The 24,674-nt window shown below is 69.9% G+C and carries 30 protein-coding genes; 22 read left to right on the top strand and 8 right to left on the bottom strand.

Annotated elements, in window-relative coordinates; all coding sequences use genetic code 11:
* Positions 1–98: 98 nt before the first annotated feature.
* The 18 genes from mnmA (at position 99) to fliD (ending at position 15,180) form a co-directional block, all read left to right on the top strand.
* Positions 99–1,223, top strand: a complete 1,125-nt coding sequence (mnmA, locus tag GGQ62_RS04495; protein ID WP_152577019.1) for a tRNA 2-thiouridine(34) synthase MnmA — start codon at positions 99–101, stop codon at positions 1,221–1,223.
* Positions 1,224–1,395: 172 nt separating this feature from the next.
* Complete coding sequence (locus GGQ62_RS04490; protein ID WP_167649473.1) at positions 1,396–2,565, top strand: sigma-54 interaction domain-containing protein; 1,170 nt, start codon at positions 1,396–1,398, stop codon at positions 2,563–2,565.
* A gap of 2 nt (positions 2,566–2,567) precedes the next feature.
* Entirely contained in the window at positions 2,568–2,900 is a 333-nt protein-coding gene (gene fliE / locus GGQ62_RS04485) for a flagellar hook-basal body complex protein FliE (RefSeq protein WP_152576301.1), read from the top strand.
* A 13-nt stretch (positions 2,901–2,913) separates the two neighbouring features.
* Entirely contained in the window at positions 2,914–4,560 is a 1,647-nt protein-coding gene (gene fliF, locus GGQ62_RS04480) for a flagellar basal-body MS-ring/collar protein FliF (RefSeq protein ID WP_152576302.1), read from the top strand.
* Positions 4,557–5,573: a flagellar motor switch protein FliG gene (locus GGQ62_RS04475; protein WP_152576303.1), complete on the top strand. Its 1,017-nt coding sequence runs from the start codon at positions 4,557–4,559 to the stop codon at positions 5,571–5,573. Before fliF ends, GGQ62_RS04475 begins: the two co-directional genes overlap by 4 nt.
* Positions 5,574–5,587: 14 nt before the next feature.
* Positions 5,588–6,124 carry a FliH/SctL family protein gene (locus GGQ62_RS04470; RefSeq protein WP_167649472.1) on the top strand — a complete coding sequence of 179 codons (537 nt, stop codon included), beginning with the start codon at positions 5,588–5,590 and terminating at the stop codon, positions 6,122–6,124.
* Entirely contained in the window at positions 6,121–7,446 is a 1,326-nt protein-coding gene (locus tag GGQ62_RS04465; RefSeq protein WP_167649471.1) for a FliI/YscN family ATPase, read from the top strand. The genes GGQ62_RS04470 and GGQ62_RS04465 overlap by 4 nt, the downstream gene beginning before the upstream one ends.
* Positions 7,443–7,805 (top strand): hypothetical protein, encoded by a 363-nt coding sequence (locus GGQ62_RS04460; protein WP_152576306.1) that lies wholly within the window; start codon positions 7,443–7,445, stop codon positions 7,803–7,805. Before GGQ62_RS04465 ends, GGQ62_RS04460 begins: the two co-directional genes overlap by 4 nt.
* Positions 7,802–9,148 (top strand): hypothetical protein, encoded by a 1,347-nt coding sequence (locus tag GGQ62_RS04455; protein WP_153401044.1) that lies wholly within the window; start codon positions 7,802–7,804, stop codon positions 9,146–9,148. The genes GGQ62_RS04460 and GGQ62_RS04455 overlap by 4 nt, the downstream gene beginning before the upstream one ends.
* A gap of 9 nt (positions 9,149–9,157) precedes the next feature.
* Complete coding sequence (locus tag GGQ62_RS04450) at positions 9,158–9,682, top strand: flagellar basal body-associated FliL family protein (RefSeq protein ID WP_152576309.1); 525 nt, start codon at positions 9,158–9,160, stop codon at positions 9,680–9,682.
* Positions 9,679–10,422, top strand: a complete 744-nt coding sequence (locus tag GGQ62_RS04445; protein ID WP_152576310.1) for a hypothetical protein — start codon at positions 9,679–9,681, stop codon at positions 10,420–10,422. Before GGQ62_RS04450 ends, GGQ62_RS04445 begins: the two co-directional genes overlap by 4 nt.
* Positions 10,419–10,715 carry a flagellar motor switch protein FliN gene (gene fliN / locus GGQ62_RS04440; RefSeq protein ID WP_152576311.1) on the top strand — a complete coding sequence of 99 codons (297 nt, stop codon included), beginning with the start codon at positions 10,419–10,421 and terminating at the stop codon, positions 10,713–10,715. Before GGQ62_RS04445 ends, fliN begins: the two co-directional genes overlap by 4 nt.
* Complete coding sequence (locus GGQ62_RS04435; RefSeq protein ID WP_152576312.1) at positions 10,712–10,918, top strand: flagellar biosynthetic protein FliO; 207 nt, start codon at positions 10,712–10,714, stop codon at positions 10,916–10,918. Before fliN ends, GGQ62_RS04435 begins: the two co-directional genes overlap by 4 nt.
* Positions 10,915–11,595, top strand: a complete 681-nt coding sequence (gene fliP, locus GGQ62_RS04430) for a flagellar type III secretion system pore protein FliP (RefSeq protein WP_152576313.1) — start codon at positions 10,915–10,917, stop codon at positions 11,593–11,595. Before GGQ62_RS04435 ends, fliP begins: the two co-directional genes overlap by 4 nt.
* On the top strand, positions 11,595–11,882 hold the full coding sequence (locus GGQ62_RS04425; RefSeq protein ID WP_152576314.1) for a flagellar biosynthetic protein FliQ: 288 nt from the start codon (positions 11,595–11,597) through the stop codon (positions 11,880–11,882). Before fliP ends, GGQ62_RS04425 begins: the two co-directional genes overlap by 1 nt.
* A 37-nt stretch (positions 11,883–11,919) precedes the next feature.
* Complete coding sequence (locus GGQ62_RS04420) at positions 11,920–12,642, top strand: flagellar biosynthetic protein FliR (protein ID WP_152576315.1); 723 nt, start codon at positions 11,920–11,922, stop codon at positions 12,640–12,642.
* Positions 12,642–13,775, top strand: a complete 1,134-nt coding sequence (locus tag GGQ62_RS04415; protein ID WP_167649470.1) for an EscU/YscU/HrcU family type III secretion system export apparatus switch protein — start codon at positions 12,642–12,644, stop codon at positions 13,773–13,775. Before GGQ62_RS04420 ends, GGQ62_RS04415 begins: the two co-directional genes overlap by 1 nt.
* A 4-nt stretch (positions 13,776–13,779) precedes the next feature.
* Complete coding sequence (gene fliD / locus GGQ62_RS04410; RefSeq protein WP_167649469.1) at positions 13,780–15,180, top strand: flagellar filament capping protein FliD; 1,401 nt, start codon at positions 13,780–13,782, stop codon at positions 15,178–15,180.
* Between the two features lie 85 nt (positions 15,181–15,265).
* Here the strand turns inward: fliD and GGQ62_RS04405 are convergent, their stop codons facing one another.
* The gene (locus GGQ62_RS04405; RefSeq protein WP_152576318.1) at positions 15,266–16,831 is read right to left on the bottom strand and encodes an AMP-binding protein; all 1,566 of its coding nucleotides are present in this window, start codon (positions 16,829–16,831) and stop codon (positions 15,266–15,268) included.
* Between the two features lie 121 nt (positions 16,832–16,952).
* Here GGQ62_RS04405 and GGQ62_RS04400 point away from each other — a divergent pair, with 121 nt between their 5' ends.
* Positions 16,953–17,687: a dienelactone hydrolase family protein gene (locus GGQ62_RS04400; protein ID WP_152576319.1), complete on the top strand. Its 735-nt coding sequence runs from the start codon at positions 16,953–16,955 to the stop codon at positions 17,685–17,687.
* Here GGQ62_RS04400 and GGQ62_RS04395 read toward each other — a convergent pair.
* From GGQ62_RS04395 to GGQ62_RS04370, 6 genes are all read right to left on the bottom strand, one after another.
* Entirely contained in the window at positions 17,684–17,896 is a 213-nt protein-coding gene (locus GGQ62_RS04395; protein WP_152576320.1) for a DUF4170 domain-containing protein, read from the bottom strand. The two genes, GGQ62_RS04400 and GGQ62_RS04395, sit on opposite strands and share 4 nt — an antisense overlap.
* 44 nt (positions 17,897–17,940) lie before the next feature.
* Positions 17,941–18,504 (bottom strand): gamma carbonic anhydrase family protein, encoded by a 564-nt coding sequence (locus GGQ62_RS16565; RefSeq protein WP_152576321.1) that lies wholly within the window; start codon positions 18,502–18,504, stop codon positions 17,941–17,943.
* A gap of 11 nt (positions 18,505–18,515) precedes the next feature.
* Complete coding sequence (locus GGQ62_RS04385; RefSeq protein WP_152576322.1) at positions 18,516–19,160, bottom strand: MlaC/ttg2D family ABC transporter substrate-binding protein; 645 nt, start codon at positions 19,158–19,160, stop codon at positions 18,516–18,518.
* 92 nt (positions 19,161–19,252) lie between these two features.
* Positions 19,253–19,936, bottom strand: coding sequence for a DUF3618 domain-containing protein (locus GGQ62_RS04380; protein ID WP_152576323.1), 684 nt, complete (start codon positions 19,934–19,936; stop codon positions 19,253–19,255).
* Between the two features lies 1 nt (position 19,937).
* The gene (locus GGQ62_RS04375) at positions 19,938–20,363 is read right to left on the bottom strand and encodes a phage holin family protein (RefSeq protein ID WP_152576324.1); all 426 of its coding nucleotides are present in this window, start codon (positions 20,361–20,363) and stop codon (positions 19,938–19,940) included.
* On the bottom strand, positions 20,360–20,812 hold the full coding sequence (locus tag GGQ62_RS04370) for a hypothetical protein (RefSeq protein ID WP_152576325.1): 453 nt from the start codon (positions 20,810–20,812) through the stop codon (positions 20,360–20,362). Before GGQ62_RS04370 ends, GGQ62_RS04375 begins: the two co-directional genes overlap by 4 nt.
* Before the next feature lie 197 nt (positions 20,813–21,009).
* On the opposite strand from GGQ62_RS04370, the gene eno reads away from it, so the two are divergent.
* Positions 21,010–22,287, top strand: coding sequence for a phosphopyruvate hydratase (eno, locus tag GGQ62_RS04365; protein WP_152576326.1), 1,278 nt, complete (start codon positions 21,010–21,012; stop codon positions 22,285–22,287).
* Here eno and GGQ62_RS04360 read toward each other — a convergent pair.
* Positions 22,284–22,934 carry a biosynthetic peptidoglycan transglycosylase gene (locus GGQ62_RS04360; RefSeq protein WP_152576327.1) on the bottom strand — a complete coding sequence of 217 codons (651 nt, stop codon included), beginning with the start codon at positions 22,932–22,934 and terminating at the stop codon, positions 22,284–22,286. The genes eno and GGQ62_RS04360 overlap by 4 nt on opposite strands.
* A gap of 88 nt (positions 22,935–23,022) precedes the next feature.
* On the opposite strand from GGQ62_RS04360, the gene GGQ62_RS04355 reads away from it, so the two are divergent.
* Both GGQ62_RS04355 and zapE read left to right on the top strand, forming a co-directional pair.
* Positions 23,023–23,508: a PaaI family thioesterase gene (locus GGQ62_RS04355; protein WP_152576328.1), complete on the top strand. Its 486-nt coding sequence runs from the start codon at positions 23,023–23,025 to the stop codon at positions 23,506–23,508.
* 5 nt (positions 23,509–23,513) lie between these two features.
* Positions 23,514–24,623, top strand: a complete 1,110-nt coding sequence (gene zapE, locus GGQ62_RS04350; protein ID WP_152576329.1) for a cell division protein ZapE — start codon at positions 23,514–23,516, stop codon at positions 24,621–24,623.
* Positions 24,624–24,674: the final 51 nt, after the last annotated feature.

The following is a 24,674-nucleotide window of genomic DNA, read 5'->3' as shown; positions in this document are numbered from 1 at the left end:
GCTTAATTGCGGCATGGTTAATTACGGTTGAGGTGCCGCGACGGATGCAGGCCGGCGGGGTTGACTGGACGGGCGATTGCGAAGATGCGGCCGCGATGATGTTCGATCCTGATCTGACCGGGTTCGGCGCGTTGCGCGGACAGCGGGTCGCCGTCGCCATGTCGGGCGGTGTCGACAGTTCGGTGGTCGCCGCGCTGGCGGCGGCATCCGGGTGCGAGGTCGTGGGCGTCACGCTGCAACTGTACGTCAGCGGCGCCGCCGCCGCGCGGCCCGGCGCCTGCTGCGCCGGCGCCGATATCCGCGATGCACGCGGCGTCGCCGAACGATTGGGCATCGCGCATTATGTCATCGACATGGAAGCGCGGTTTCGCGACGCCGTCATCACGGCCTTTGCCGACAGCTATGCGCGCGGGCAGACGCCGGTTCCGTGCGTCGAATGCAACAAGACCGTCAAGTTCACCGATTTGCTGGCGCTGGCGCGCGAACTCGACTGCACGGCGTTGCTGACCGGTCATTATGTCCAGCGGATCGACGGCAGTGACGGGCCGGAACTGCACCGCGGTGCCGACCCGGCCAAGGACCAGAGCTATTTCCTGTGGACGACGACGCGCCGGCAGCTCGATTACCTGCGCTTCCCGCTCGGCGGCCTGTCGAAGCCCGAGGTGCGGCGCGCGGCGGAGCATTTCGGCCTGGCCGTGGCCGCCAAGCCCGACAGCCAGGACATATGTTTTGTCGGCGGCGGCGATTATGCCGCCATCGTCGAGCGCCTGCGGCCGGAATTGGCGACACCCGGCGACATCGTCGATCTTGGGGGCCGGGTGATCGGCCGCCATGCCGGGATCCATCGCTTTACCGTCGGGCAGCGACGCGGGCTCGATATCGGCGGCGCGCCCGAGCCGCTTTATGTCGTGCGGATCGACGCCGCGGCGAACCGGGTCGTCGCCGGGCCGCGGGCGGCATTGGCGGTAACGTCGGCACGGGTCGAGGACTGCAACGCGCTGGGCGCGCTCGACGGCCCGCTGATGGTCAAGGTGCGTTCGCTGGCGGCGCCGGCGCCGGCGCGCTGGTACGGCGACCGCATCGTCTTCGACACGCCGCTGTTCGGGGTCGCCCCGGGCCAGGCGGCGGTCGCCTATCGCGGCAGCCGGCTCGTCGCCGGGGCGATGATTGCAGCCACGGAAGGCGCCGTTGCAGGGACGGATCGGTTGGCGTCGGTTTTTTGACGCGGGTGCCGTCAAAGTCTTGACGCAGGGGCCGTCGGCTTTTTGACACGGCCGTGGCCGGGCCGGCGGCTGCACCCCACATAATCGCTGCCTTGTCCAAGGACACGCACGACGTATTGCCGGACAGCGGCAGATAACGGCCGCTTGGCACGAAGCTTGCTTTGTGTCTGGCATGAACAGCTCGCCCGCCCCCCTGCCGCTGCCCGATCCGCGCCATTGGCTGCCGGGCCTTGCGTCGATTGCCACCGACACGACACCGGTCACGGCGCCGGGTGCCGAACCCGGCCATGGCCGGCGGGTCACCGTGGCGCCGGCCGCCGTATCCACTGCGACATGCGACGGCGACCGGCTGGTGCTGGCGGTGGCACCGCAGGACCATCGTTTTGCCTGTGCGCTGATTGCGGCCTTTTGCGCTGGCGACGCCGTGCCCGCCGCCGCCGACCCCGCCAGCATCGCGTTGCTCGACATGGCGGCGCGCGTGGCGGCGCACGATGTCGGCGTCATCATCGAAGGTGCCACCGGCACCGGCAAGGAAGGGCTCGCCCGGCTCGTTCATACCCTGTCCCCACGCCGCGACAGACCCTTGGTCGCGGTGAACTGCGCCGCGCTCCCCGAAGCGATGTTGGAAGCGACATTGTTCGGCCACGAGCGCGGCGCCTTTTCCGGCGCCATTGCCGCGTCGCCGGGGCTGTTCCGCGCTGCCGATCACGGCACGTTGCTGCTCGACGAAGTCAGCGAGCTGCCCTTGCCGCTGCAGGCCAAGCTGCTGCGCGTCCTGCAGGAACGCGAGGTGTTGCCGGTCGGCGCTGTCCGCGCCGAAAAGGTCGATGTGCGGGTCATCGCCGCTGCCAACCGCGACCTTGCCGCCGATGTCGCCGCCGGGCGGTTCCGGGCCGATCTCTTCTACCGGCTCGCGGTGTTTCCGCTGCGCACCATCCCGCTGGCCGACCGGCGTGCCGACATTGTCGCCATTGCGGCGCACTGGCTGTTGCGGGCGACGCGCGGGCGGCTGTGCTGGCCGACGCCGGCGGCGCTGGCGCGGCTCGATGCGCATGGCTGGCCGGGCAATGTGCGTGAGCTCGGCAATGTGCTCGATCGCGCCATGGTGCTGGCCGATGGCGCCGTGATCGACGTGGCGCACCTGGCGTTCGACACGATGACACCGCCGCCGGCGGAAGCCGTGCTGCCGCTGCCCGGCATCGTGCGCCACCATGAGGACCGGGTGATCCGCCGCGTGCTGGCCGAAACCCACGATCGGCGGTCGGCGGCGCAGCGGCTGGGCATCAGCGAACGCACGCTGCGCTACAAGCTGGCGGCGATGCGGCCGGCGGCGGTGCAATAGCCATGTTGCCCCCCATCGATACACGCAGTGTCATGGCGTTGCGGGCGCAGATCCTGGCCCGCAGCCCGGCGCTGGCGCAGGTGCCCGGGGTCGGCGCCGCAGCGCCCGCGGCCGCACCGCGTTTCGATACGGCAATGGCCGATGCGCTGAAGGCGGTGAGTGCCGTCCAGGAGGAAGCCGGTGCGGCGTCCGCAGCGTTTGAACGCGGCGACAGCCAGGACCTGGCCGGGGTGATGATCGCCCGGCAAAAGGCTTCGATCGCCTTCGAAGCGACGCTGCAGGTCCGCAACAAGCTGCTCGGCGCCTACAAGGACGTGATGAGCATGCCGCTGTGAGCGGAGTGCCGGCATGAGCGAGGGCGGCAGCCTGGCGCCCGCCGCGACGGCGGGTGCGCCCGCGCTGGCGCGGCTGGGCGACGACGTCCGCCGCGTCCCCGAACGCTTGCGGGCGCTGGGGGCCGACCCGGCGGTGGCGCGGGCGCGACCAGCGATACTGGGCGTCGCGGCGCTGATCGTGATTGTCCTGATCTGGCTCGCGCTGCGCGCGCCGCAATGGCAGCCGCTCTATGCCGACCTGTCGGATGGCGACAAGGCAGCGGTGATGACGGCGCTGCAGGCCGGCAATTACCAGGCGCGGATCAACCCCGATACCGGTTCGGTAGAGGTCGTGGCGGGCAACAGCGCCGCGGCGCGGATCCTGCTGGCGGGGCAGGGCCTGCCGAAATCGGCGCATGCGGTCGATCCGGTCGGCGACATGCCGCTGGGGCTGTCGCGCGCCGTCGAGGCGGCGCGGCTGCAGAGCGCGGCGGCGATCGAGCTGTCGGCGTCGATCCGGGCGATCGATGGCGTCAAGCATGCCACTGTCCATGTCGCGGTCCCCGAACCGTCCGTCTTCGTGCGCGACAAGGCGCCGCCCAGTGCATCGGTCTTCGTCACGCTCGCCCCCGGCCGCGCCCTGGGAGAGGCGCAGGTGCGCGCCATCGTCTGGCTGGTCAGTTCCTCGGTCGCGGGGCTGGCGCCGGATCGGGTGAGTGTCGTCGACCAGTCCGGGGCGCTATTGTCGGCAGGCAGCACCGCCGGCGAAGCCGCGCAGCTCGGCTATCAGGTCAAGCTGGAAGGGCTGGTGCGCGAGCGGCTGTTCAAGCTGCTGACGCCGCTGGTCGGCGCCGGAAAATTCACGGCCGAAGTGGCGGCCGATGTCGACTTCAGCCGCAGCGAGGCGGCGTCGGAGCGCTATGGCCCCGACGCGGTGGTGCGCAGCGAACAATCGAGCCGCACGGTCGACCCGCAGACACTGCCGGCGCGCGGCATTCCGGGCGCGCTGTCGAACACCGCCCCGGCCGGGGCGCAGCTTTCGACCACTCCGCCGGCCGGAGCGGCGCCGGCCGCGCCGCCGCCGGCTGCGACCAGCGAGACGAGCAATCGCGCCTGGGAGGTCGGCAAGGCCGTTCAGGTGACGCGGGGCGATGCGCCCCGGCTGCGCCGCCTGTCGGTGGCGGTGGTGATCGACCGCGGCGGCGCGGCGGCGGGCAAGGGCATGGCGCCGCAAGACTTGGCGGCGCTGACCCGGATCGTGCGCGGCGCTGTCGGCTATGACGCTGCGCGCGGCGACCTGGTCGAGGTCCAGCTGCGCGCCTTCGCGCCGGTCGCGGCTGAGCCCGTGCGCGCCTGGTATGCACACGCGTCCGTCGCCGATTCCATGCCGCTTTTCGCCGGCGTCGGCACGGCGCTGCTGGGGCTGGGCGTCGCCATCTGGCAATGGCGGCGCAGCCGGCGGGCGCTGCTGGCGGCGGGCGCGGCCGTCATGGCGGGGTCGCCTGCGGGCGGCGCGGCACCTGCCGGCGCGAAGCCAGCGGCAGCCGACGGTGCGGCAGAGCCGTCGCCCCATGCGCTGCTGGTCGATTACAGCGCCAAGCTGGGTGCGACGCGTGACCTGGTCTCCGACGACGCCGACCGGGCGACGGCGGTGGCGCGGCAGATGCTGGCGGCGTCATGAACGCAACGATTGCCGACGCGCCGCCGAGCGGACTGACGGGGGCGCAGAAATGCGCCATTCTGGTACTGCTGCTCGAGGAAGCGCAGGCGGCCGAGCTGCTGCGGCGCATGGCGGCTGAGGAAGTGCGTGCGGTCGGCGAGGCGATGCTGACCGTCGCCGAAATCGACCCGGCGGCGATTGATGCCGTTCTCGACGAATTTCTGACGCGCACGCGCGGGGTGTCGGCGCTCGACAGCCAGGGGCGGCAGGTGCGCGCCGTGCTGTCGCGGGCGTTGGGCAGCCCGCGCGCGGACCGGGTCATCGACGATATCGGCCCGCCGGCGGCCGCCCGCCGCTTTGCCGGGCTCGACTGGCTCGATGCCGACGGCATTGCGGCACTGCTGGCGGACGAACATCCGCAGGCAATCACCGTCGTCATCGCGCATCTGCCCGAAGCGCGGGCGGCGGCGGTGTTCGACGCTTTGCCGACGGCGCTGCACAGCGACCTGGTGGTGCGGCTGGCGACGCTGAAAACGGTGCAGCCGCAGATGGTCGCCGATCTGGAAGCCGATCTGGAGGCGAAGTTGCAGCAGCGCGACCAGCCGCCGCGCCACGCGACCTTGGCGGGCACCGATTTCACCGCACGGCTGGTCAAGCAATCATCGCACCAGAAGGCGCTCCTGGAGGCGCTGGCGCGCGTCGATGCCACGCTGGCGGCCGAGATCGCGGCGCAGCAGTTCGTCTTTGCCGATCTGCTCGGCCTGTCGACCAAGGACATGCAGCTGGTCCTGCGCGAAGTCGATCCGCAGCTGCTGGGCGTGGCGCTGAAGGGTGCGGACGCGGCGCTGACGGCGCTGGTGTTCGCGTCGATGTCGAGCCGGGCAGCGGCGCAGCTGCAGGACGATCTTTCCGATCGTGGCCCGATGAAGCGCGATGAAGTGGCAGCGGCGCAGGCCGAGATTTGCGCCGTGGTACGGCGGCTGGGCGAAAGCGGTGCGCTGATGATGCCCGGCGCCGCTGGCGGATATGTATGACACCGCAGCTGCCCATGCTTGATGCCGCACTGCCGCCCGGGCTTGCCGGCCTGTTGTCGGCGCTGCAGCCGCGTGCGGAAGCGCCGCCGCTGCCGGACCTCGACGCCATCCGCGAGGGCGGATGGGCGGCGGGCTATGCCGCCGGCGAGATCGCGGCGACGGCGGCGCTCGCCCCGCTGCGCGACCGGCTGGCGGCGGCTGCGGCGGCGCTGGATGCGGCGCAGGCGATCGATGCCGACCGGTTGCGGCCGCTGTTTGCGGCGCTCGTGCAGCAGATTGCCGAAGCGGTGCTGATGGCCGAGCTTGCATCCGGCGCGTCGGTGCTGGTGCCGCTGGTCGAGGCGGCGCTGGCGGCGGTGCGCCCCGGCGAAGCCCCGGTGCTGCGCGCCCACCCGGACACACTGGCGGCGCTGCAGCCATATCTGGCCAGTATCGCGACCATGGGCGACACGGCCATGGCGCGCGACGCCTTTGCCGTCTCGGCGCCAGATCTCCTGATCGACGCCGGGCTGTCGACGCGGCTGGCAACGATCATCGGGGGGTTGGCATGACGGCGACCGACACGCTTGCCGCACTTGTTGCGGCGACGTCGGTGCCGGTGCTGCCGGTGCGGCGCGGTGGCCGGGTGACGGCGTTCGACGGCAGCGTCGTCGAGGCAGTGGGAATCGAAGCGCATGTCGGCAGCCGCGCCCGCATCGGCGTGGGCGCGCAGATGGCGGAGGTCATCGGCTTCCGCGACCGGACGGCGCTGTTGCTCGGCCTGTCGCCGCTGGCCGGCATCGCCCCCGGCGCGGGGGTGGTCGTTGATGATGACGGTGATGGGGTCGCGGTCGGCGACGGCCTGTTGGGGCGGGTTATCGACGGTCTCGGCCGGCCGCGCGATGGCGGCGGGCCGGTCCAGGCGGCGGCGTGGCGATCGCTGCGCGGGCCGGTGCCGGGGCCGGCGGACCGGCTGGGGGTGACGCAGGTGCTGGCCACCGGTGTGCGCGCCATCGACGGGCTGTTGACGCTGGGGCGCGGCCAGCGTGTCGGCATCATGGCGGGCACCGGCGTCGGCAAGTCGGTGCTGCTGGGGCAGATGGCGCGCTGGGCGACGGCGGATGTCGTGGTGATGGCGCTGATCGGTGAGCGCGGGCGCGAGATCACCGACTTCATCGACCGCGAACTGGTCGGGCAGGCGCGGGCGCGAACGGTGACGGTCGCGGTGCCCGCCGACGAGGCGCCGTTGCTGCGGGTGCGCGGCGCCGAAAGCGCCTTTGCCATTGCCGAGCATTTTCGCGACCAGGGTCGTCACGTGCTGCTGATCCTCGACAGCCTGAGCCGGGTGGTGCACGGCGCCCGCGACATCGCCATGGCGCGCGGCGAGCCGGTCGGTCCGGCAGGCTATCCGGCGTCGGCGCTGGGGTTGATCGCGGCGCTGGTCGAGCGGGCAGGCGGCGACCGGCGCAGCGGCGGCGCGATCACGGCGATCTGCACCGCACTCGCCGAGGCCGGCGGCGGCGATAGCGGCGGCAGCGACCCGGTGGTCGATGCGGCGCGCGGTGTTCTCGATGGGCATATCCTGCTCAGCCGGCGGTTGGCCGGGCGCGGGCAGTTCCCCGCCATCGACCTGGCGGCGTCGGCCAGCCGGGTAATGGCCGATGTCTGCACGCCGGCGCATCTCGCTGCGGCGGCGCGGTTCCGACGGCTGTCGTCGCTGGTCGAGGACAACCGCGACCTGGTACTGATGGGCGCCTATGCGCCGGGCAGCGACCCGGAGCTCGACCGGGCGCTGACACTGGCCCCGGCCATGGAGGTTTTCCGCAGCCAGCCGCGCGCGCTGCGGATCGATTTCGCCACCGCCGAGGCGGCGTTGCAGGCGCTGATGGCATGAGCGAACGGCGATCCCTGCAGGCGCTCGACCGGTTGATCCGGGTGCGCGAGATCCGCGCCCGGCAGGCAATGGCGGCGGCCGGGCGCGCGGAAACGCGGCGCCGGGCGGAGGCGGCGCTGGTCGAACGGGTCGAACTGCTGCTGGTGCGGCCGGCGGGCGCGCCGGGACCGGTGTCGGCGCAGGCGGCGTCGGCGCGGGCCGCCGGCGATGCGGTGCTGGGGGCGCTGGCGGACGACAGCCGGGCGCGGCTGGCCGCAACATTGGCCGAACAGGGACGCTTGGCGCAGGCGCTGGCCAGGGCGCGCGCGGCAGTCGATGCCGCGGTGTCACGCCGCTGCGAGCGGGAGGGCGAAGCGTGAGCAGCGACATCGGGCTAGTCGCGACGACGGTGGGGCAGGTGGTGCCGTCGGCGGGTGCGGCCGGGGTGGTGCCGGCAGCGCCGGTGGCGGATTTTGCGGCGCTGCTGGCGGCGGCCGCGCCGGTGCAGCCGGCGCCGGCCGGGGATGGCGGGGCACTGCCCGCCGTCGCGGGGGCGTCGCCAGCGATGCCGGCCGTTGTGAACGAACCAGCCGCCAGGGCTGGGGACATCGTGCCGCTGGTGGATGGGGCGGCAGGGCTGCCCTTGGAAGCCGTGGCGCCCGAGGCCGTCGCGCCCCGCCAGACGGCCGCAATGCCGGAAAAGAGTGCAGCGGTGCCCGCGGCGCTGCCGCGCGTGCGGTCCGATGGCATGCCGACGCCGCGCACGCTGCCGGTGGGTCGACCGGAGCGTTCGGCGACGGACGAGGTGCCGGTGGCGCGCCTGGACGACGAAGCCGTGGCCGATGCGGGGGTGGTGCTCGTGCCGGCGCCCTTGGCCTTGATATCGTATAAGGCGCACGACGTCCCGGTGGCAGCGCCTTCGGGCGGGCCGAGCGCAACAGCGGACGCGACGGGGAGCACAACGGGGACCATTGCGGCGTCGGCCGGTCCGATGCCGGCGCAGCACGCCATGATCGCGCCGGTCGCTGCCGAAACGGAGGCCTCGGGGACCGCCCCGGACGCAGCGGCAGCGCCGGCACAACGGGCCGAGGCCATTGTTGCGCCCACGGCGCCCACCGTACGGACCGCGCCCCCGCCGCTGGCACAACCGCCGGCATTGGCGCCGGCATTGGCGCCGGCAGGCCGCAACGGTGCGGCGATGCTGCGGCCTGCCAGCGATCCGACGTTGGTCGATACGCCTCTGCTCCCCGGCCCCCAGTCGCAGCCGATAGCGGCAAGCGCCCTTCCGTCGCTCGCTTCGGCACCATTGCTGCCGAACGCGGCCGATGGGTCGGCGCCCGCGCCCCGCGCCGAGGCGTCGGAGCCGGCCGCCGCGATGGTGGTGGCGAGCGACCGGCTCGGCGATGTCCGCATCGGCATCGAGGGAACGGCGCATGATCTTAGACTGTCGCTCGGGCTGGCACCCGCCGTGGCGCCGCTGGTGGCAGCGGAGGTGCCGCGACTGGTTGCCGACCTGGCCGCCAGCGGCGTGCGGCTGCAATCGCTGGAACTGACCGGCGCGGGAGCCAACAGCGCCGGTGGCGGCACCGCCTTCGGGCACAACCTGCCGCAGGGGCAGCGCGAGGCACCGCCGCAGGCGACGCGTCCCCTCGCTGCGGCAGTTCTGCCGCCGCCCCCGGCCGTCACCGCCCCGCGCCCCCGTTTCCCCGACCGATATGCCTGAGGATAGACCATGGCCACGACCCCCGCTCCTGCCGCCACGGATCCCGGCACCGATGGCAAGCCCGCAAGGGCGAAAGGTGGCGGCGGCCGCTCGCTGCTCGTCATTGTCGCGGCCACGCTCGGCGCGGCGGCGGGCGGTTTCGGCGCGGTGATCGCGGCGGGCCAGTTGGGGTTGGGCGGTGGTGGCCATGCCGCGGCGCCGGCGGCGCCGGTGGTGGCGCCAGTGGAATATGTCGAGCTCGACCAGGCGTTTACCTCCAACCTTGCCGATACCGGGCGTTATCTGCAGGTGCGGCTGTCGATTTCGCAAAGCGGCGGCGCGGCGATCACGGCCGCGATCACCCGGCACAAGCCTGCCCTGGTTTCGGCGATCCTGGGCGTGCTCGGCGAAGCCGGGGAAGCCGATGTGGCAACGCGCGAGGCCAAGGACCGGCTGCGGCTTCGGCTGAAGCAGGTCATCGACGAAACGCTCAAGCAGAACGGCGTGTCCGGTGGCATCGATGACGTGTTCTTCACCAGCCTGGTCGTGCAATGAGCGAGCTTCGCATCCGGTCCGAGGCGGTAGCGGAAGAGGTTTGGGCGCAGCCGTACCGGCCGCCGTCGGTCCATGCCGGCGCGATCGATGACGATGACAGCGATTTCGGACCGTTGCTGACGGCGCTGGAGCAGCCGCTGACACGGCTGTTCGGCCTGCCGACGATGGTGCGCGCCGGGCGGCCGCCGGTCCGCGTCGACGGCCTCGCACTGGAACCGGTGGCGCCTGTGCTGGCGGCGTTGCTGGCGACGTTGCGGCTGGGCGGCGACCCGGCGCGCGCTGGTGGCGCCGGCGGGGTGGCGCTGGCGCGTCATGCGGCGGCGATCGCCGGTGTGATTGCCGATGTCGCCGCCGTCGCCTGGCCGGCGGCGTGCCGGCTGCCCCAATTCGACATCGTGATCGCCTGCAGCCACGCCGGCGGCGCCTGCGAGGGCCATGCCTGGGTGCTGGCGCCGGCGCGCGCCGAGGTGCCGCCGCCGCTGCCTGTCGCGGCGCTCGGCGGCGCTGTGCTGGCGCTGCCGATGCGTGTCCGGGTCGAACTGTCCGCCGAGGTGCGGATGGTGGCGAGCCTGTTGCCGCTGCGGGCGGGCCAGGTGCTGGCGATCAGCCCGACCGCGGAAATGCCGCTGATCATCGGGCGCCACCGCATCGGCAAGGCGATGGTCACCGCGCTGCCGGACGGGGGGCAATCCGCCGAAATCGTCGGAATCGGTGTCGATGACATGGGAGGACGCGCATGAATGCCATGACCCCGGGCGCCATGACCGGCGCGCCGATGGATTCCGCCACGCCCGATCTGGGGGCGTTCGGGGCCATTTCGGTGCGGTTGTCGGTGGAAGTCGGCGCAGTGCGGATGAGCCTGCGCGAGGTGCTGGCACTGCAGGTAGGCAGCGTCCATGCGCTCGACCGGCGCGTTGACCAGCCGGTCGATGTGCTGATCAACGATCGGCTGATCGCGCGCGGCGAAATCGTGTCGATCGGCGACCGCTTCGGGGTCAAGCTGACCGAGATCGTGGCGGGCGGGCTGGCATGACCGCCCTGGTCGCCGACTGGCGCGCAAAAGTGGCGGGCGCGCTGAAATGGCCGCGCGACTCCGGGCCGGCGCGGGTGGTGCAGGCGCTGCCGCTGGGGCCGGGCAGCCGGCTGCTGGTGGTGGAATTCGGCGGGCGGCAGTTGTTGATCGGCCAGGCGCGCACCGGGCTGGTGCGGCTCGGCGAAACGGAGATGCAGCTATGACCGGCGGCATGACGGGTGGGGGACTGACGGCGGCGCTGCCCGGCCTGTCCACGTCGATCCAGATTTTGCTGGTGATGTCGGCGCTGACGCTGCTGCCGGCGGCGTTGCTGATGATGACCTGTTTCACCCGCATCCTGATCGTGCTGTCGATCCTGCGCCAGGCGCTGGGGCTGGGCCAGTCGCCGCCCAACCAGCTGCTCGTCGGGGTAGCGTTGCTGATGACGGTGTTCGTCATGAAGCCGAGCCTCGATCGCATCCATGATGGCGCTTATCAGCCGATGGTGGCGGGCCGCATGGGCGCCGAGGTGGCGCTGGGGCGGGCAGGCGACGAGTTGAAGCGGTTCATGCTGACGCAAACGCGCGAGGCCGACCTGCGAAAATTTGCCGAGATCGCCGGGGCAGGGCCGTTCGCGACGCCGGCCGATGTGCCGTTGCCGGTGGTGCTGCCGGCGTTCGTGGCAAGCGAATTGAAGACGGCGATGCAGATCGGTTTTGTCGTCTATCTGCCGTTCCTCGTCATCGACCTGATCGTGTCGAGCATCCTGATGTCGCTGGGGATGATGATGGTGTCGCCGGCAACCGTCAGCCTGCCGGTCAAGCTGGCGCTGTTCGTTTCGGTCGATGGCTGGACGCTGGTGCTGGGGTCGTTGGCGAAGAGCTTCGGGGGGGCGGGGTGATGGTGGGCGCCGACATGCCCGACGACCGGATGCTGGCGACATTGGCGCGTGCCGGGGTGCTGTTGTTCACCCAGAGCGCCGCGACATTCCTGGTGCCGGTGCTGGTTGTCGCGGTGGTGGTGGGGTTGGTGCAGACGGTGTTGTCGGTCCAGGAATCGTCGCTGTCGTTCCTGCCGAAATTGCTGACGCTGGTGGCGGTGATGGCGATTGCCGGGGAGGGCGTGATGCGCGCGCTCGGCGATTTCCTCACCGGCGGGCTGCTCGACATGGTGGGGGCGATCCGGTGACGGGGGTGGCGGCGTGGCCTCGCAACAAGGGTCTTCGGTGATCCTGACCGGCATCCCCGAATTCGACGGGCTGGCGGCGATGACGCGCTTCACCATCGCCGGAGTGCGGCCGCTGGCGATGTTGGCCCTGCTGCCGCATTTTGCCGGCGCGGCCCTGCCGTGGCGGGCGCGGCTGGCGGTGGCGGCTTCGCTGTCGGTGTTCACGGCCTTCGGGCCGCAAGCGCCGGAGCTGACGCTGGCAATGCTGCCGGGGGAGGTGCTGGCCGGGCTGTGCGCCGGGCTGGCAATGGCGCTGGCCTTTGGCGCGGCGCAGCTGGCGGGGGAAGTGGCGGCGCAGATGGTCGGGCTGGGCTTTGCCAGCGTGCCCGGCGCCGGCGGCAATGTGTCGGTCATCGGCGGGTTGTGGACGCTGTTGATGTGGCTGGCGTTCCTGTCCGTCGACGGGCATCTCCAGCTGTTCGGCAGCATCGTTGCCGGCACCGGCGTGATGCCGCCCGGCGCCGTGTCGTTCGAGCGGGTGGCCGCCTATGGCACGATGATGTTCGCCGGGGGCCTTCGGCTGGCGCTGCCGGTGGTCGGGCTGCTGCTGCTCGGCAACCTGCTGGTGGCGGTGGCGACGCGGTCGGCGCCGCAATTGGGGGCGATGGCGGTCGGGCCGGCGGCCTTGCTGCTGGCGTTCGTCTGGGCGCTGCCGATGCTGCTGGAGGGGCTGAACGGGCGCGCGGTGGTGACGCTGAACGCGGCACTGGGCCTGCTCTGATGGCCGAAAGCGAAGCCGACAAGACGCAACCGGCCACCCCGCGGCGGCGGCAGCAGGCGATCGAGCAGGGCAATGTCTGGCAACCGCGCGAGCTGGCGCCGGCGGCCGCGGTGCTGGTGGCGGCGCTGGCGGCGACGCTCGCCGGACCGGGGCTGTGGGCGGCGCTGGCGGCCTATCTCGCCGACAGCCTGGCGCGCGCCGAAATGCCTGCGAACGATGGCGTGCCGGTGGCGGCGCTGGCGGTCCGGGTGCCGTTGCTGTGGCCGGCGGCGCTGGCGGCGGCGGTGGCGGTGGTGACAATCGGGCTGTCGCTGGCGACGACGCGGCACGTGTCGCTGGCGATGCTGGCGCCCAAGTGGCAGCGCATCAGCCCGGTGGCGGGGCTGGGGCGGATCTTTTCGCTCGGCGGCCTGGCGGGGGCGGCGACGGCGGTGCTGAAGCTGCTGGCGGTCGGCGGCGTCGCGCTGGCAGTGGCGGCGCCGCTGCTGCCGGCGCTGGCGCATGTCGGGGAGGAACGCGGCGGGCTGGCGGTGATCGGCGGTGCCGTGGTGCGGCTGGCCGGCGCCGCCGCGCTGGCCATGCTGGGCATCGCGATCGTCGATGGCGCACTGTCCTGGCTGCTGCGCGAGCGCAAGCTGCGCATGACCTTGGAGGAGGTGAAGCGCGAATCGCGGGAGAATGACGGCGCACCCGAGGTGAAGGCGGCGATCAAGCGGGCGCAGTTTGCGGCGGCCAGCCGGCGGATGCGGACGACGATGGCCGAAGCGTCGGTGGTGGTGGTCAACCCGGTGCACTTCGCCGTGGCGATGCGCTATCTGCCGGGCAGCGACGCGGCGCCGGTGGTGGTCGAAAAGGGCCGGCTGGAGATGGCGCAGGCGATCATTGCCGTGGCGCGCGAACTGGGCGTGCCGGTGGTGCGGACGCCGCGGCTGGCGCGGGCGCTGTTCTTCACCGCCAAGCTGGGCACGCCGGTGCGCGAGGAACTGTTCGGCGCGGTGGCGACCATCCTGGCGTTCGTGATGCGTTTCGATGCGCCCGAACAGGAAGCGGCGCCGGCGGTCTTCGTGCCGCCGGCGTTCGATTTCGACGCGGCGGGACAACGGCGCAAGCCCGGCGCGGGAGGGTCGTTCTAGGGTCATGGCTTCGATCGTTTCGACATTGGGTGCAGGCAGCGGCATCGACACCAAGGCGTTGATCGAGACGCTGGTGACCGCCGACCGCGAGGCGCGGACCAAACCGCTGACAGCGCGCAAGGAGGCGTTGACGGCGCGGATATCGGCGCTGGGCCAGGTGCAATCCTCGCTGCAGGGCATCGCGACATCGCTGGCGGCGCGCGTCGCCGGCGGCGCCCTGGGGCTGATCCCGGTGAGCAGTGACGCCGCCGTCGCGGTGGAGCGGCGCGGCACCGGGCCGGCGACGGCGTTCGACACATCGGTGTCGGTGACGGCGCTGGCGGCGGGGCAGCGGCTGGTGGCGGCGCCCCTGGCCAGCGCCGCCGAACCGGTGGGCGAGGGCGTGCTGACCATCGGTTTCGGCCGGCGCACCGACCTGGGCGGCGGCGCGTTCAGCTTTTCCGCCGGGTCCGCGCCGGCGGTGGATATCGCCATCACGGCCGCGAACAACAGCCTGGCGGGGCTGCGCGATGCGATCAACGCTGCCGGCGCCGGGGTGACGGCGACGATCATCAGCAATGCCGGCGCCGCGACACTGGCGATCAAGGGCGCCGATGGCGCCGACAATGGCTTTGTCATCAGTGTCGCCGAGGCGCCGGGCGCGCCTGGCCTGGCGCGCTTTGCCTCCACCCCCGGCGATCCTGCGATGGCGATGACGGCAGTGGCAACCGATGCCGCGTTTAGCGTCGATGGAATCGGGGTGACGCGCGGCAGCAATGTCATCGATGATCTGATCCCCGGCGTGCGGCTGCGGCTGACCAGGCCGGCGGCGGAGGTGACATTGCGCGCGGCGCGCAATAGCGATGCGCTGGCGACAACGGTGAGCGATTTTGCCTCGACGCTGAGCGCCATGCGCGGACTGGTGGCGGATTATCGCAAGGGGGCGACCGGCGCGGACCCTGCCGGCGCGCTGGCGGGCGATGCGACGGCACGGGCGATCGACGCGCGGCTGGCGGGGCTGGTGGCGACACCGATCGCGGCCGCCAACGGCTTGCGGCTGCGCGACCTCGGGGTGTCGGTCACGCGCACCGGAGAAATCACCTTCGACGAAGCGCGGCTGGCGGCCTTGCCGGCGGCGCGCCAGGGGGATGCCGAAGCCTTGATGCGAACCTTGTCGGGGTCGTCGTTCGGCTCCCCCCATTCGCTGCAGGCGATCGCTGCGCTGGTGACGCCGGCGTCGGCGGGGCTGGCGCGGCGGCGCGATGCGCTGACGGCGGACCTGGCCAGGGTCGAGGTGCGGCTGGCCCAGTATCGCGAGACGCTGACCCGGCAATATGCGGCGATGGACCGGTTGGTGGCGGCGTCGAAGGCGGTGGGGACGCAGCTCGACACGCAGATCAAGATGTGGACGGCGTCGCGGGGGTAGCGGCCTCGCTGTCTGTCGGCAGATGTTCGCCCCTCTCCCGGCTCGGCTTCGCCGAGCCCGACCTCCCCCCGGTGGGAGAGGTTCCTTACAGGGCCATCGTTTTTGCGGTGGCGTAGTCGGCCTTGCCGCTGGGCGTACGCGGGATTTTTTCGCACAGGATGATGCGCTTGGGGGTCTTGTAGCCGGCCAGCATGGTGCGGACATGGGCGCGCAGCGCTTCGCAATCGGTATCGGCCGGCGCCTCCACGACGGCGGTGACGGCCTGGCCCCATTTGTCGTCGGCGACGCCGAACACCAGCGCGTCCTCGACGGCCGGGTGGGTCTTCAGCGTTTCCTCGACCTCTTCGGGGAAGACCTTTTCGCCCGAGGTGTTGATGCACTGGCTGCCGCGGCCGAGCAGCGTCATCGTTCCGTCGGCTTCCGGAATCGCGAAGTCGCCGGGGATCGAATAGCGGACGCCATCGACGGTGACGAAGGTGGTCGCCGACTTGGTTTCGTCGCGCCAATAGCCGCGCGGGATCGGCCCGGCCCGCGCGATGCGACCCATCTGGCCCGACCCCGGCGCGATCGGCTTCATGTCGTCATCAAGGACGATGGTGCGGCCGTCGTTGATGAAGCGCGTCGGCGCGCCGGCATTGGCGGCGGTCTGCACCGCCGCTCCCAGGCCCAGGCCTTCCGACGAGCCGAGCGAATCGACGATCATCATCGCAGGCGCATGGGCGAGCAGCGCCGCCTTGACCTCGGGTGACCACATGACGCCGCTGGAAATCATCACCCCCAGCGACGCGATGCTGCCGTGCCCCGCATCGAGGGCGTGGACCAGCGGCCGGGCAAACGCGTCGCCGACGATGACGGCATAGTCACAGGCGAGATCGGCACAGGTGCGCGCAGCGGCTTCGGCATCGAAGCTGGCGCCTGGCAGGGTGACCACGGTGCCGCCGCGCAGCAGTGTCGCGATTCCGATGATGAAGCCGGTGCCGTGCATCAGCGGCGGCATTACCAACGATTTGTTGCGACCGACGCCGGCAGCGACATTGGCGAGATGTTCGGCAAGGTCGGCCGGCGCCGGCACCGATTGGCCGGCGATGATCATCTCCCACAGGGCGCCCTGGTCCCACATCACGCCCTTGGGCATGCCGGTGGTGCCGCCGGTGTAGATGAACAGCATGTCGTCCGGCCGGTGCTCCTGCGGCGGCAGCGCGGCGCCGGATTCGGCGACCGTGTCGAAATCCTGCGCATAATCGGGCGTCGTGCCGCCGACCTGCAGATAAAGCCGGACGTCGAGCCGGTGGCGGATGCTGGAGACGAGCGGTTCGAACTCGGCATCGTAGACGACGACGGCGGCGCCCGAATTGTCGAGGATGTAGAACAGCTCCTCACCGGTATAGCGGTAGTTGACGTTGACATGGACGAGGCGCGCCTTGAACCCGGCGGCGGTGGTTTCGAGATAGGCGGGCGAATTGCGCATCAGATGCGCGATCCGGTCCCCCGGCACGGCCCCGGCAGCGTGGGTGGCAGCGGCAATGGCATCGGTGCGGCGGTCGAAATCGCGCCAGCTGGTGACGGTATCGCCGTGGATCGTCGCCGGCCGGTCGGGTTCGACCACCGTAGCGATGGATTCGAAGATCATCCCGAAACTCATGGCGGCCATCGTGTCTCTCCCCGGTCGCAGACTAGGCGCGGCGGCGGGGCAGAGCAGCCAAGTGAATTGACTAGGTCGACACGGGTGCGGCAGGGCAGGGCAGGATATTGCGATGCCGGGAGCCAGCAGCATGCCGCACGAACAGATCACCATCGCGACCGCCGACGGCGATTGCCCGGCGCATGTCCTGACGCCGGCGGGCGGCGGCGGCGGGCCTGGGGTCATCGTCTACATGGATGCGGGTGGGATACGGCCGGCGATGGTCGGCATGGCCCAGCGGCTGGCGGATGCGGGCCATGTCGTGCTGCTGCCTGACCTGTTCTATCGCCATGGTCCCTATGGCCCTTTCGATCCGCACGAGGTGTTCAAGGGCGATTTCCGCGCCATCATCGGGCCATTGATGGCGACAACCGGCAATGCCCGCGCCGCGGCCGACACGGCGGCCTGTCTTGCCTGGTTCGATGGCCGGCGGGATGTCACCGGCGGGAGGCTCGGCGCCGTCGGCTTCTGCATGGGCGGCGGCATGGCGATCGCCGCGGCGGGCAGCTATCCGGGGCGTTTCGGTGCCGTCGCGAGCTTTCATGGCGGCAATCTGGCGACCGACGCGCCCGACAGCCCGCACCTTCATGCCCCGTCGCTGGAGGCGGAGGTCTATATTGCCGCCGCCGATGCCGATGGCAGCTATCCGCCGGCGATGGCGCAGCGGCTGGAGGCAGCGTTCGACGATGCCGGCGTCCGCTATCGCGCCGAAACCTATGAAGGCGCCGCGCATGGCTGGATGATGCCCGATTTCCCAGTCTATGACGCAGCGGCCGCAGAAATTGGCTGGACAGAAATGCTCGGCCTTTTGCGCAGGGCGCTTTAGGGGCGCGGTTCGAGCAGCCGGTGGAGGTGGACGACGACATATTTCATCGTCGCATCGTCGACGGTGCGCTGGGCACTGGCGCGCCAGGCGGCTTCGGCGCTGGCATAGTCCGGGAAGATGCCGACGACGTCGAGCCTGTCGGGTTCGATGAAATCGGCGGTCTGGGGATCGCTGACGCGGCCGCCGAAGACGAGGTGAAGTTTGCTCATGCAACGGGCTTTAGCGGCAGGGGCGGCAGAATGCCACGGCGATTTCAGGCGTATTCGCTGGCGAGCCGCTTCAGCATGTCGGCGAACCAGGCTTCGAAGTCCGGCCCGTCCCACGCCCTATGGTCACCGCGGGCATAGGCAGCGCCGTTCAGACGGTAGAATTCGGCATTGACGCGGTTGGGCAGTCGGTTGTCGCGGGTGGCGATCACCTTGGCTGGCGAGCCGACGACGATCGAGTTCGGCGGCACGATCGTGCCGTCCTTCACATAGGCATTCTGGCCGACGATGGAGCCTGCACCGATCACGGCGCCATTGTAGACAACGGCGTTGATGCCGATCAGGCAATGGTCGCCGATGGTGCAGCCGTGCAGCGTCGCGTGGTGGGTGACGCTGGTATAGGCACCGACGACCACCGGCTTGCCGGGGTCGGTGTGGATCATCACGAAGTCCTGGATGTTGGCGGCTTCGTGGATCTCGACATGGGCCGTTTCGCTGCGCACGACCGCGTTGCACCAGACCGATGCACCATCGCCGACATTGACCTTGCCATAAAGCTGCGCGCTGGGATGGACGAAGGCGGTGTCGGCGATGGAGATCAGCGGGTTCACGTCATTGCCTTTCAGCTTTTGGCGCGCAGGCTCGCCGATTTGCTGTTGGCAGTCTTGAGGAAGGTGACGAGCGCGTCAAAGCCATTTTTCTGGATATAGGCGTTGAAATCGGCCTCCTGCGTCAGCGACAGGTTGATGCCCTGGACGGTCAGGTTGTTGACGACATATTTGCCGGCGGGCGTCTTCTTGACCTGCCAGATGGCATCAACCGGCTGGCTGCCCGGGCGGGTCACTCGGGTGGCGACGTCGGTCATGTTGCCGCGCGCCGTGGTGCGCAGCGTCTTCAGGCTGGCATCCGAATAATCGTACAGCCGGTCGGCATAGGCGTTGAGGACGAAGTCGGGCAGGGCTGCCTGATAGGCGGCATATTGCGCCGGTGTGATGGTGGCGCGCTGGCGCTTGATCAGCCGTGCCCCGATGTCATCGAGTGCAACATTGGACTGCAGCATGGCGCGAAACCGGTCGCGGCTTTCGGCCTTGGACAGCGACTTGTCGCGCAGGGTCGCAAAGGCGTCGTTGGCGAGCTTTTCGACAAAGGCGCGGGCGGCGGGGTCACCGGCCTGGGCGGCGGCGGGGGCGGCAACCTGGGCGGCCGCGGGGGCGGTCATGACCGGTGCCGCGAGCAGCGTGGCGGCGAGAAGGATGGCGATACGCATGAAGTTTCTCCTGCAAGACGACGGCCCGGCGCCTGTGGCACCGGGCCGTATGCGATGTTTATGAACGGCGGGGCGTGAACCTCGCGTGAAGTTCAGCTCTTGAGTTCGGCCTTGGCGGCATCGAGCGCCGATCGTGCGGCACTGCGCGCCTTTTGCGTGGCCTCGCCGGCCTTGGCCCGGACATTGCCAAGGCCGAGGCCATGGGCGTCGAGTTCGTCGGACGCCACGCGGGCCGCCGCGCGTGCGGCAGAACTGAGCCGGTTGGAGGTCTGACCGAGTGTGCGCCGCTCCGTTTCGGAGACCGGCAGCAAGGCGCCGAGCGCCGCACCGGCGGCAAGGCCGACGACGATGGCAACGCCGGGGTTGGCGCCGACGCTTTCGCGCGTGTCGGCAACAACGGACTCGACCCGGGGTGCGAAGTCATCAAACGCACCCGATTCGGCAGTGCCATAGCCATCGTCATAGTCGGTATAGTCATCGACCCCGGCGAGGTTGACGGTCGCCTTGGCCAGCCTGTTGCGGGCAAACAATGCCAAGCCCAGCGCCGCGACCGCAGCACCGATCGCGACCGGATGCGCCTTGGCGACATCTTCCGCCTGGCTGGCAAAGGCGCGGCTGCCGGTTTGGATGCGCTCGACAGTGTCGGACAGGATGCGGCGGGGGCTCAGACGGTCCTGGATATCGTCAATCGTGGCGCTGACACGGTTGCGCGCATCGTCCGCGGCCGCAGCGGCGGATCGGACATTTGCCGGTTCCGAACTTGGAACGCTTGCCATTTCAGTCTCCCTTCAACACGTCTGCGTCGATCTTCAGATTGGCGGCGGCGCGGCGCGGTGCAAGGTCCAGCCGGCGCAATTTTGCGATGCCGCCGGCGATCAGGACGATGGCGGCGACGCCGAGCACGCCGGCAAAGATCAGCGTGGCGCCGATAAGCCCGACATGATCCGCCAGTGCCGCGATCCCGGCGACCAGCAGGCACGATGTGGCGACCAGCGCGAGGGCCCCGCCGACGGCGATGGCGGCGATGCTGCCGAGCGCTTCGGCAACGCTGGCGGCGACTTCGTTCTTGGCCAGCCGCAGTTCGCTGCGCACCAGCGTGACGATGTCGTCGATCAGCCGCTTGAACAGATCAACGAGCGATTCGCGGGCCGGCTCGTGCACGACGGGAAGGCGATCGGCAGGGTCCATGCCGTCCGACATCATGTGCGGGCCTTCAAGAGCCGGGCGCCGATGAACCCGAGGATGACGGCCGAAACCACCGCGACCTCGGGGTGTTCACGCACCAGCTCGCGGCCGTCGTCGACCAGGGCCTCGACGTCCTTTTCCGCGATATTGTGGTGCAGGTCGTCGACCAGGTCGGCGGCCTGGCGGGCGTAGGCCGTTAGCGGTTCGAAGCCGAGGCCTTCGACCTGTTTGGCGATTTCGCGGACGATCGCGACGATGCCCGCGACATTGCCGACCAGCTGTTCCTTGCTGTTGCCGGCGAGGCCGAACAACTGGCGCTGGACCAGGGTGGCGAGGCCGTTGCCGCCGTTGCCGGCGGGACGGCGCGGCGCCGACCGCGGCGCCGGATAGATGTCGCCGGACAATTCGTCGGCAAAGGCGGGGTCGCCGGCGGCGAAATCGGCATCATAGGCGGGTTGGTCAACCATGGTCAGGTCTCGATGTTGTTCATGAGGATTGCCGACGTCAACGCGTCCGGACCGCGCCTGTTCCACCGGCTTTTCGAAAACCGCGTTTGCTTGCTCCGGGCTTGCCCGATAGATGGCCTTGCGCGCGTTCCAGCGCAATATTCATTGCGCAGGCGCGGTGACGAATAAGCGACTGCAACGAGGCAAAAGGGGCCGCCATGACCGCCATCATCGATATTCACGCCCGCGAGATTCTCGATTCGCGCGGCAACCCCACCGTTGAAGTCGATGTGGTGCTCGAGGATGGCTCGCTCGGCCGGGCGGCGGTGCCGTCGGGCGCTTCCACCGGCGCGCATGAAGCGGTGGAACTGCGCGACGGGGACAAGGCGCGCTATCTCGGCAAGGGCGTGCTGAAGGCCGTTGCGGCCGTCAACGGCGAGATTTTCGACGCGCTGTCGGGAATGGAAGGCGAGGAGCAGGGCGAGATCGACGCGGCGATGATCGATCTCGACGGCACGGCCAACAAGGGCCGGCTGGGAGCCAATGCGATTCTGGGCGTCAGCCTGGCGGCCGCCAAGGCGGCGGCGGAATCGCGGGGCCTGCCGCTGCACCGCTATGTCGGCGGCGTTTCGGCCAACCTGTTGCCGGTGCCGATGATGAACATCATCAACGGCGGCGCCCATGCCGACAATCCGATCGATTTCCAGGAATTCATGGTGATGCCGGTCGGCGCCGGGTCGCTGAAGGAAGCCGTGCGCTGGGGCGCGGAAATTTTCCACACGCTCAAGGCCGAGTTGAAGGCCGGTGGCCATTCGACGGCGGTGGGGGACGAAGGCGGCTTTGCGCCGAACCTCAACGGCACGCGCGCGGCGATGGATTTCGTCATGGCGGCGATCGCCAAGGCCGGGTTCAAGGCCGGGGAGGATGTGTTCATCGCGCTCGACCCGGCGGCGACCGAGTTTTTCCATGATGGCCATTATGTGCTGGAAGCGGAGGGGTTGAAGCTGACCCCGCAGGCAATGGCGGATTATTACGTGGCCCTGGCGCGCGACTACCCGATCCTGAGCATCGAGGACGGCATGGCCGAGGATGATTTCACCGGCTGGAAGGCGTTGACCGACGCGCTGGGCAAGACGCACCAGCTGGTCGGTGACGATCTGTTCGTGACCAATCCGATGCGGCTGGAACAGGGCATCAAGGACGGGTTGGCCAACGCGCTGCTCGTCAAGGTCAACCAGATCGGGACGCTGACCGAAACGCTTGCCGCGGTCGATATGGCGCATCGTGCCGGCTATCGCAGCGTGATGTCGCATCGGTCGGGCGAGACCGAGGATTCGACGATCGCCGACCTGGCGGTGGCGTGCGGCTGCGGCCAGATCAAGACCGGGTCACTCGCGCGGTCCGACCGGTTGGCGAAGTACAACCAGCTCATCCGCATCGAGGAGGAACTGGGCATGCAGGCGCGTTATGCCGGGCGGGCGGTTTTGCGGGGTTAGGCGCAGCCCTCGTACATCACGTCGTTGCCATTCAACGGCGCGCATTTGCCGGCCAGCAGCCGCTTTATCCTCGCCACCCGCTGCGCATTTTCGCGCGGGTGGCGTTGGGGATCGAGCCGGTTCGGCGCCGGGCCCATGGCGACGAGCGCGAGCCATTCGTCGTCGCTGAGGTTGCCCAGGGGCTTGCCGAACCAGCTTTGCGCGGCGTCGGCAAAGCCGATGACGGTACGGCCGTGGTGCGTCCCCAATTCGGAGACGTTGAGGAATGCCCTGAGCTGTTCGTCCTTTGATAGCGCCGGATCGAGGACGAAGCGCGCTATGAGACTTTGCTCGATCTTGGCAAAGCCGGGCTGAAAGCGCTTGAAGTACAGGCGTTTGACGAGCGACTGGGTGATCGTGGTCTTGCCGGAACCGGGCGTGTTGCCATCGATACCATGGTGCTGGCGAAAACCCGGGTCTTCGACGGCTTCGAGCATTGCCAGGCGATGGGGCGCGATATCGGCGAGGTGGATCGGCTTCGCAGCGAGGCTCGCAACGATCGCGGGGGTCCGCTGCCTGGCAATGAACAGCGCAATCCCTTCGTACAGGCCAAGCGCTGCCAAGCCGGCGGCAACGGTGACGAGGATGATGGATACAGGTTTCGGCATGGCAGCAGGCTAACCGCCATAGGCCTTGCCGGGAAGCCCATGGCGCTGCCAGCTTGCCGTATTCGCTGCACCGCACTATCCCCTGCCCATGACACGCGAAACGATCGAGACAGGCGACCTGGCGGGCTGGACACGCTGGCGGCGGGAGCCCGACGGGCGCTTCGCCTCGTTGCTCGGTGACTTCTATTTTCGCGAAGGCGGCAATGGCGGCGTCGAATGCCGGATGGAGACCGACCGGCGCCATTCCAACGGCATGGGCTTTGTCCATGGCGGTTGCATCATGTCGTTCATCGACATGGCGATGTTCGCCTTCATCTTTCGGCAGCTGGAAAACGGTGCTGCCGTAACGCTGTCGTGCGCCACCGATTTCCTGTCGGCGGGGATCATCGGCAAGCCGATCGAAGCATCGGGCGAGATCCTGAAGGAGACCGGCAAGATGCTGTTCGTGCGCGGGCTGGTCACGCAGGAAGGCGTCAATGTCGCGTCGTTCACCGGCACGATGCGCAAGGTGCCGCGGCCGCCGCGCGTGGAGGCCGATGGCGTGGCAGTGCGGCCGGGCAGCAAGGCGGTTTGAGCGGCATGGCCGGCGTGCGCGCCGCCTATGATGCGCTGGTCGCGGCGGGCGAATTGCGGCCCGATGCGGCGCAGGCGGCGGTGGCCGACCGGTTGCAGGCACTCGCCGAAGCCTTGGAAAAACCGGCGGCCAAGCCCGGTTTCTTCGCGCGGATTACCGGGGCGGCAGCGGCGGTCGCCCCGCGCGGCCTGTATATCTGGGGCGGGGTCGGACGCGGCAAGTCCATGATCATGGACCTGTTCTACGGAGCGGTGGACGTGGTGCCGAAGCGGCGGGTGCATTTTCACGAATTCATGCTGGAAGTGCACGCCGACATCTTTGCGGAACGCCAGCGCGGCGGCGGCGACCCGATCCCGGCAGTGGCGGCGACCATTGCCGCAAGCGCCCGGCTGCTGGCGTTCGACGAGATGCAGGTCAAGGATATTGCCGATGCCGCGATCGTGTCGCGGCTGTTCACGGCGCTGTTCGCCCATGGTGTGACGGTGGTGGCAACGAGCAATCGCGTGCCCGAGGATTTGTACAAGGACGGGCTCAACCGGCAGTTGTTCACGCCGTTCATCGTGCTGCTGCGCGGATATTGCGACGTCGTCACCCTCGATGGGCCGGTCGATTATCGGCTGGAGCGGCTGGGCGGGGCGGCGACCTGGCATGTCCCCAACGGCCCGGCCGCGACCGCAGCACTGGCGGAGACGTTCTTCCGGATGACCGACTATCCGGTGGAGGATCGCGCCCGGGTGCCGACCGAGACCCTGGCGGTGCCCGGCGGGCGGACGCTGTTCGTGCCGAAGTCGCTGAAGGGTGTTGCGGTGTTTTCCTTCTCGCGGCTGTGCCGGCAACCGCTCGGCGCCGCCGACTATCTGGCGATTGCCCGGCATTTCCACACCTTGTTTCTGGTCGGCGTGCCGATGATGGGCCCCGAAAACCGCAACGAGGCAGCGCGGTTCGTGACGCTGATCGATGCGCTGTATGAACACAAGGTCAAGCTGCTGGCGTCGGCGGACGCGGTGCCGGCGGGGCTTTATCCGACCGGCGACGGGGCGTTCGAATTCGCGCGCACGGTTTCGCGGTTGATGGAGATGCAATCGGCGGATTACCTCGCATTGGGGCATGGCTAGGCGCGGTGCGATGGTTGCGCCCCCTGGGTATCCGCATTATCCGGGCGCGGT

This window comes from Polymorphobacter fuscus, assembly GCF_011927825.1.
Classification (GTDB): domain Bacteria; phylum Pseudomonadota; class Alphaproteobacteria; order Sphingomonadales; family Sphingomonadaceae; genus Sandarakinorhabdus; species Sandarakinorhabdus fusca.
The sequence above is the reverse complement of the archived record's forward strand: the minus strand, read 5'-3'. Positions and strand labels throughout refer to the sequence as shown.

Coding starts and splice junctions, on each gene's coding strand:
- mnmA (WP_152577019.1), top strand. CDS start 99: ATGTTCGATCCTGATCTGACCGGGTTCGGCGCGTTGCGCGGACAGCGG.
- GGQ62_RS04490 (WP_167649473.1), top strand. CDS start 1,396: ATGAACAGCTCGCCCGCCCCCCTGCCGCTGCCCGATCCGCGCCATTGG.
- fliE (WP_152576301.1), top strand. CDS start 2,568: ATGTTGCCCCCCATCGATACACGCAGTGTCATGGCGTTGCGGGCGCAG.
- fliF (WP_152576302.1), top strand. CDS start 2,914: ATGAGCGAGGGCGGCAGCCTGGCGCCCGCCGCGACGGCGGGTGCGCCC.
- GGQ62_RS04475 (WP_152576303.1), top strand. CDS start 4,557: ATGAACGCAACGATTGCCGACGCGCCGCCGAGCGGACTGACGGGGGCG.
- GGQ62_RS04470 (WP_167649472.1), top strand. CDS start 5,588: ATGCTTGATGCCGCACTGCCGCCCGGGCTTGCCGGCCTGTTGTCGGCG.
- GGQ62_RS04465 (WP_167649471.1), top strand. CDS start 6,121: ATGACGGCGACCGACACGCTTGCCGCACTTGTTGCGGCGACGTCGGTG.
- GGQ62_RS04460 (WP_152576306.1), top strand. CDS start 7,443: ATGAGCGAACGGCGATCCCTGCAGGCGCTCGACCGGTTGATCCGGGTG.
- GGQ62_RS04450 (WP_152576309.1), top strand. CDS start 9,158: ATGGCCACGACCCCCGCTCCTGCCGCCACGGATCCCGGCACCGATGGC.
- GGQ62_RS04445 (WP_152576310.1), top strand. CDS start 9,679: ATGAGCGAGCTTCGCATCCGGTCCGAGGCGGTAGCGGAAGAGGTTTGG.
- fliN (WP_152576311.1), top strand. CDS start 10,419: ATGAATGCCATGACCCCGGGCGCCATGACCGGCGCGCCGATGGATTCC.
- GGQ62_RS04435 (WP_152576312.1), top strand. CDS start 10,712: ATGACCGCCCTGGTCGCCGACTGGCGCGCAAAAGTGGCGGGCGCGCTG.
- fliP (WP_152576313.1), top strand. CDS start 10,915: ATGACCGGCGGCATGACGGGTGGGGGACTGACGGCGGCGCTGCCCGGC.
- GGQ62_RS04425 (WP_152576314.1), top strand. CDS start 11,595: ATGGTGGGCGCCGACATGCCCGACGACCGGATGCTGGCGACATTGGCG.
- GGQ62_RS04415 (WP_167649470.1), top strand. CDS start 12,642: ATGGCCGAAAGCGAAGCCGACAAGACGCAACCGGCCACCCCGCGGCGG.
- fliD (WP_167649469.1), top strand. CDS start 13,780: ATGGCTTCGATCGTTTCGACATTGGGTGCAGGCAGCGGCATCGACACC.
- GGQ62_RS04405 (WP_152576318.1), bottom strand. CDS start 16,831: ATGGCCGCCATGAGTTTCGGGATGATCTTCGAATCCATCGCTACGGTG.
- GGQ62_RS04400 (WP_152576319.1), top strand. CDS start 16,953: ATGCCGCACGAACAGATCACCATCGCGACCGCCGACGGCGATTGCCCG.
- GGQ62_RS04395 (WP_152576320.1), bottom strand. CDS start 17,896: ATGAGCAAACTTCACCTCGTCTTCGGCGGCCGCGTCAGCGATCCCCAG.
- GGQ62_RS04385 (WP_152576322.1), bottom strand. CDS start 19,160: ATGCGTATCGCCATCCTTCTCGCCGCCACGCTGCTCGCGGCACCGGTC.
- GGQ62_RS04380 (WP_152576323.1), bottom strand. CDS start 19,936: ATGGCAAGCGTTCCAAGTTCGGAACCGGCAAATGTCCGATCCGCCGCT.
- GGQ62_RS04375 (WP_152576324.1), bottom strand. CDS start 20,363: ATGATGTCGGACGGCATGGACCCTGCCGATCGCCTTCCCGTCGTGCAC.
- GGQ62_RS04370 (WP_152576325.1), bottom strand. CDS start 20,812: ATGGTTGACCAACCCGCCTATGATGCCGATTTCGCCGCCGGCGACCCC.
- eno (WP_152576326.1), top strand. CDS start 21,010: ATGACCGCCATCATCGATATTCACGCCCGCGAGATTCTCGATTCGCGC.
- GGQ62_RS04360 (WP_152576327.1), bottom strand. CDS start 22,934: ATGCCGAAACCTGTATCCATCATCCTCGTCACCGTTGCCGCCGGCTTG.
- GGQ62_RS04355 (WP_152576328.1), top strand. CDS start 23,023: ATGACACGCGAAACGATCGAGACAGGCGACCTGGCGGGCTGGACACGC.
- zapE (WP_152576329.1), top strand. CDS start 23,514: ATGGCCGGCGTGCGCGCCGCCTATGATGCGCTGGTCGCGGCGGGCGAA.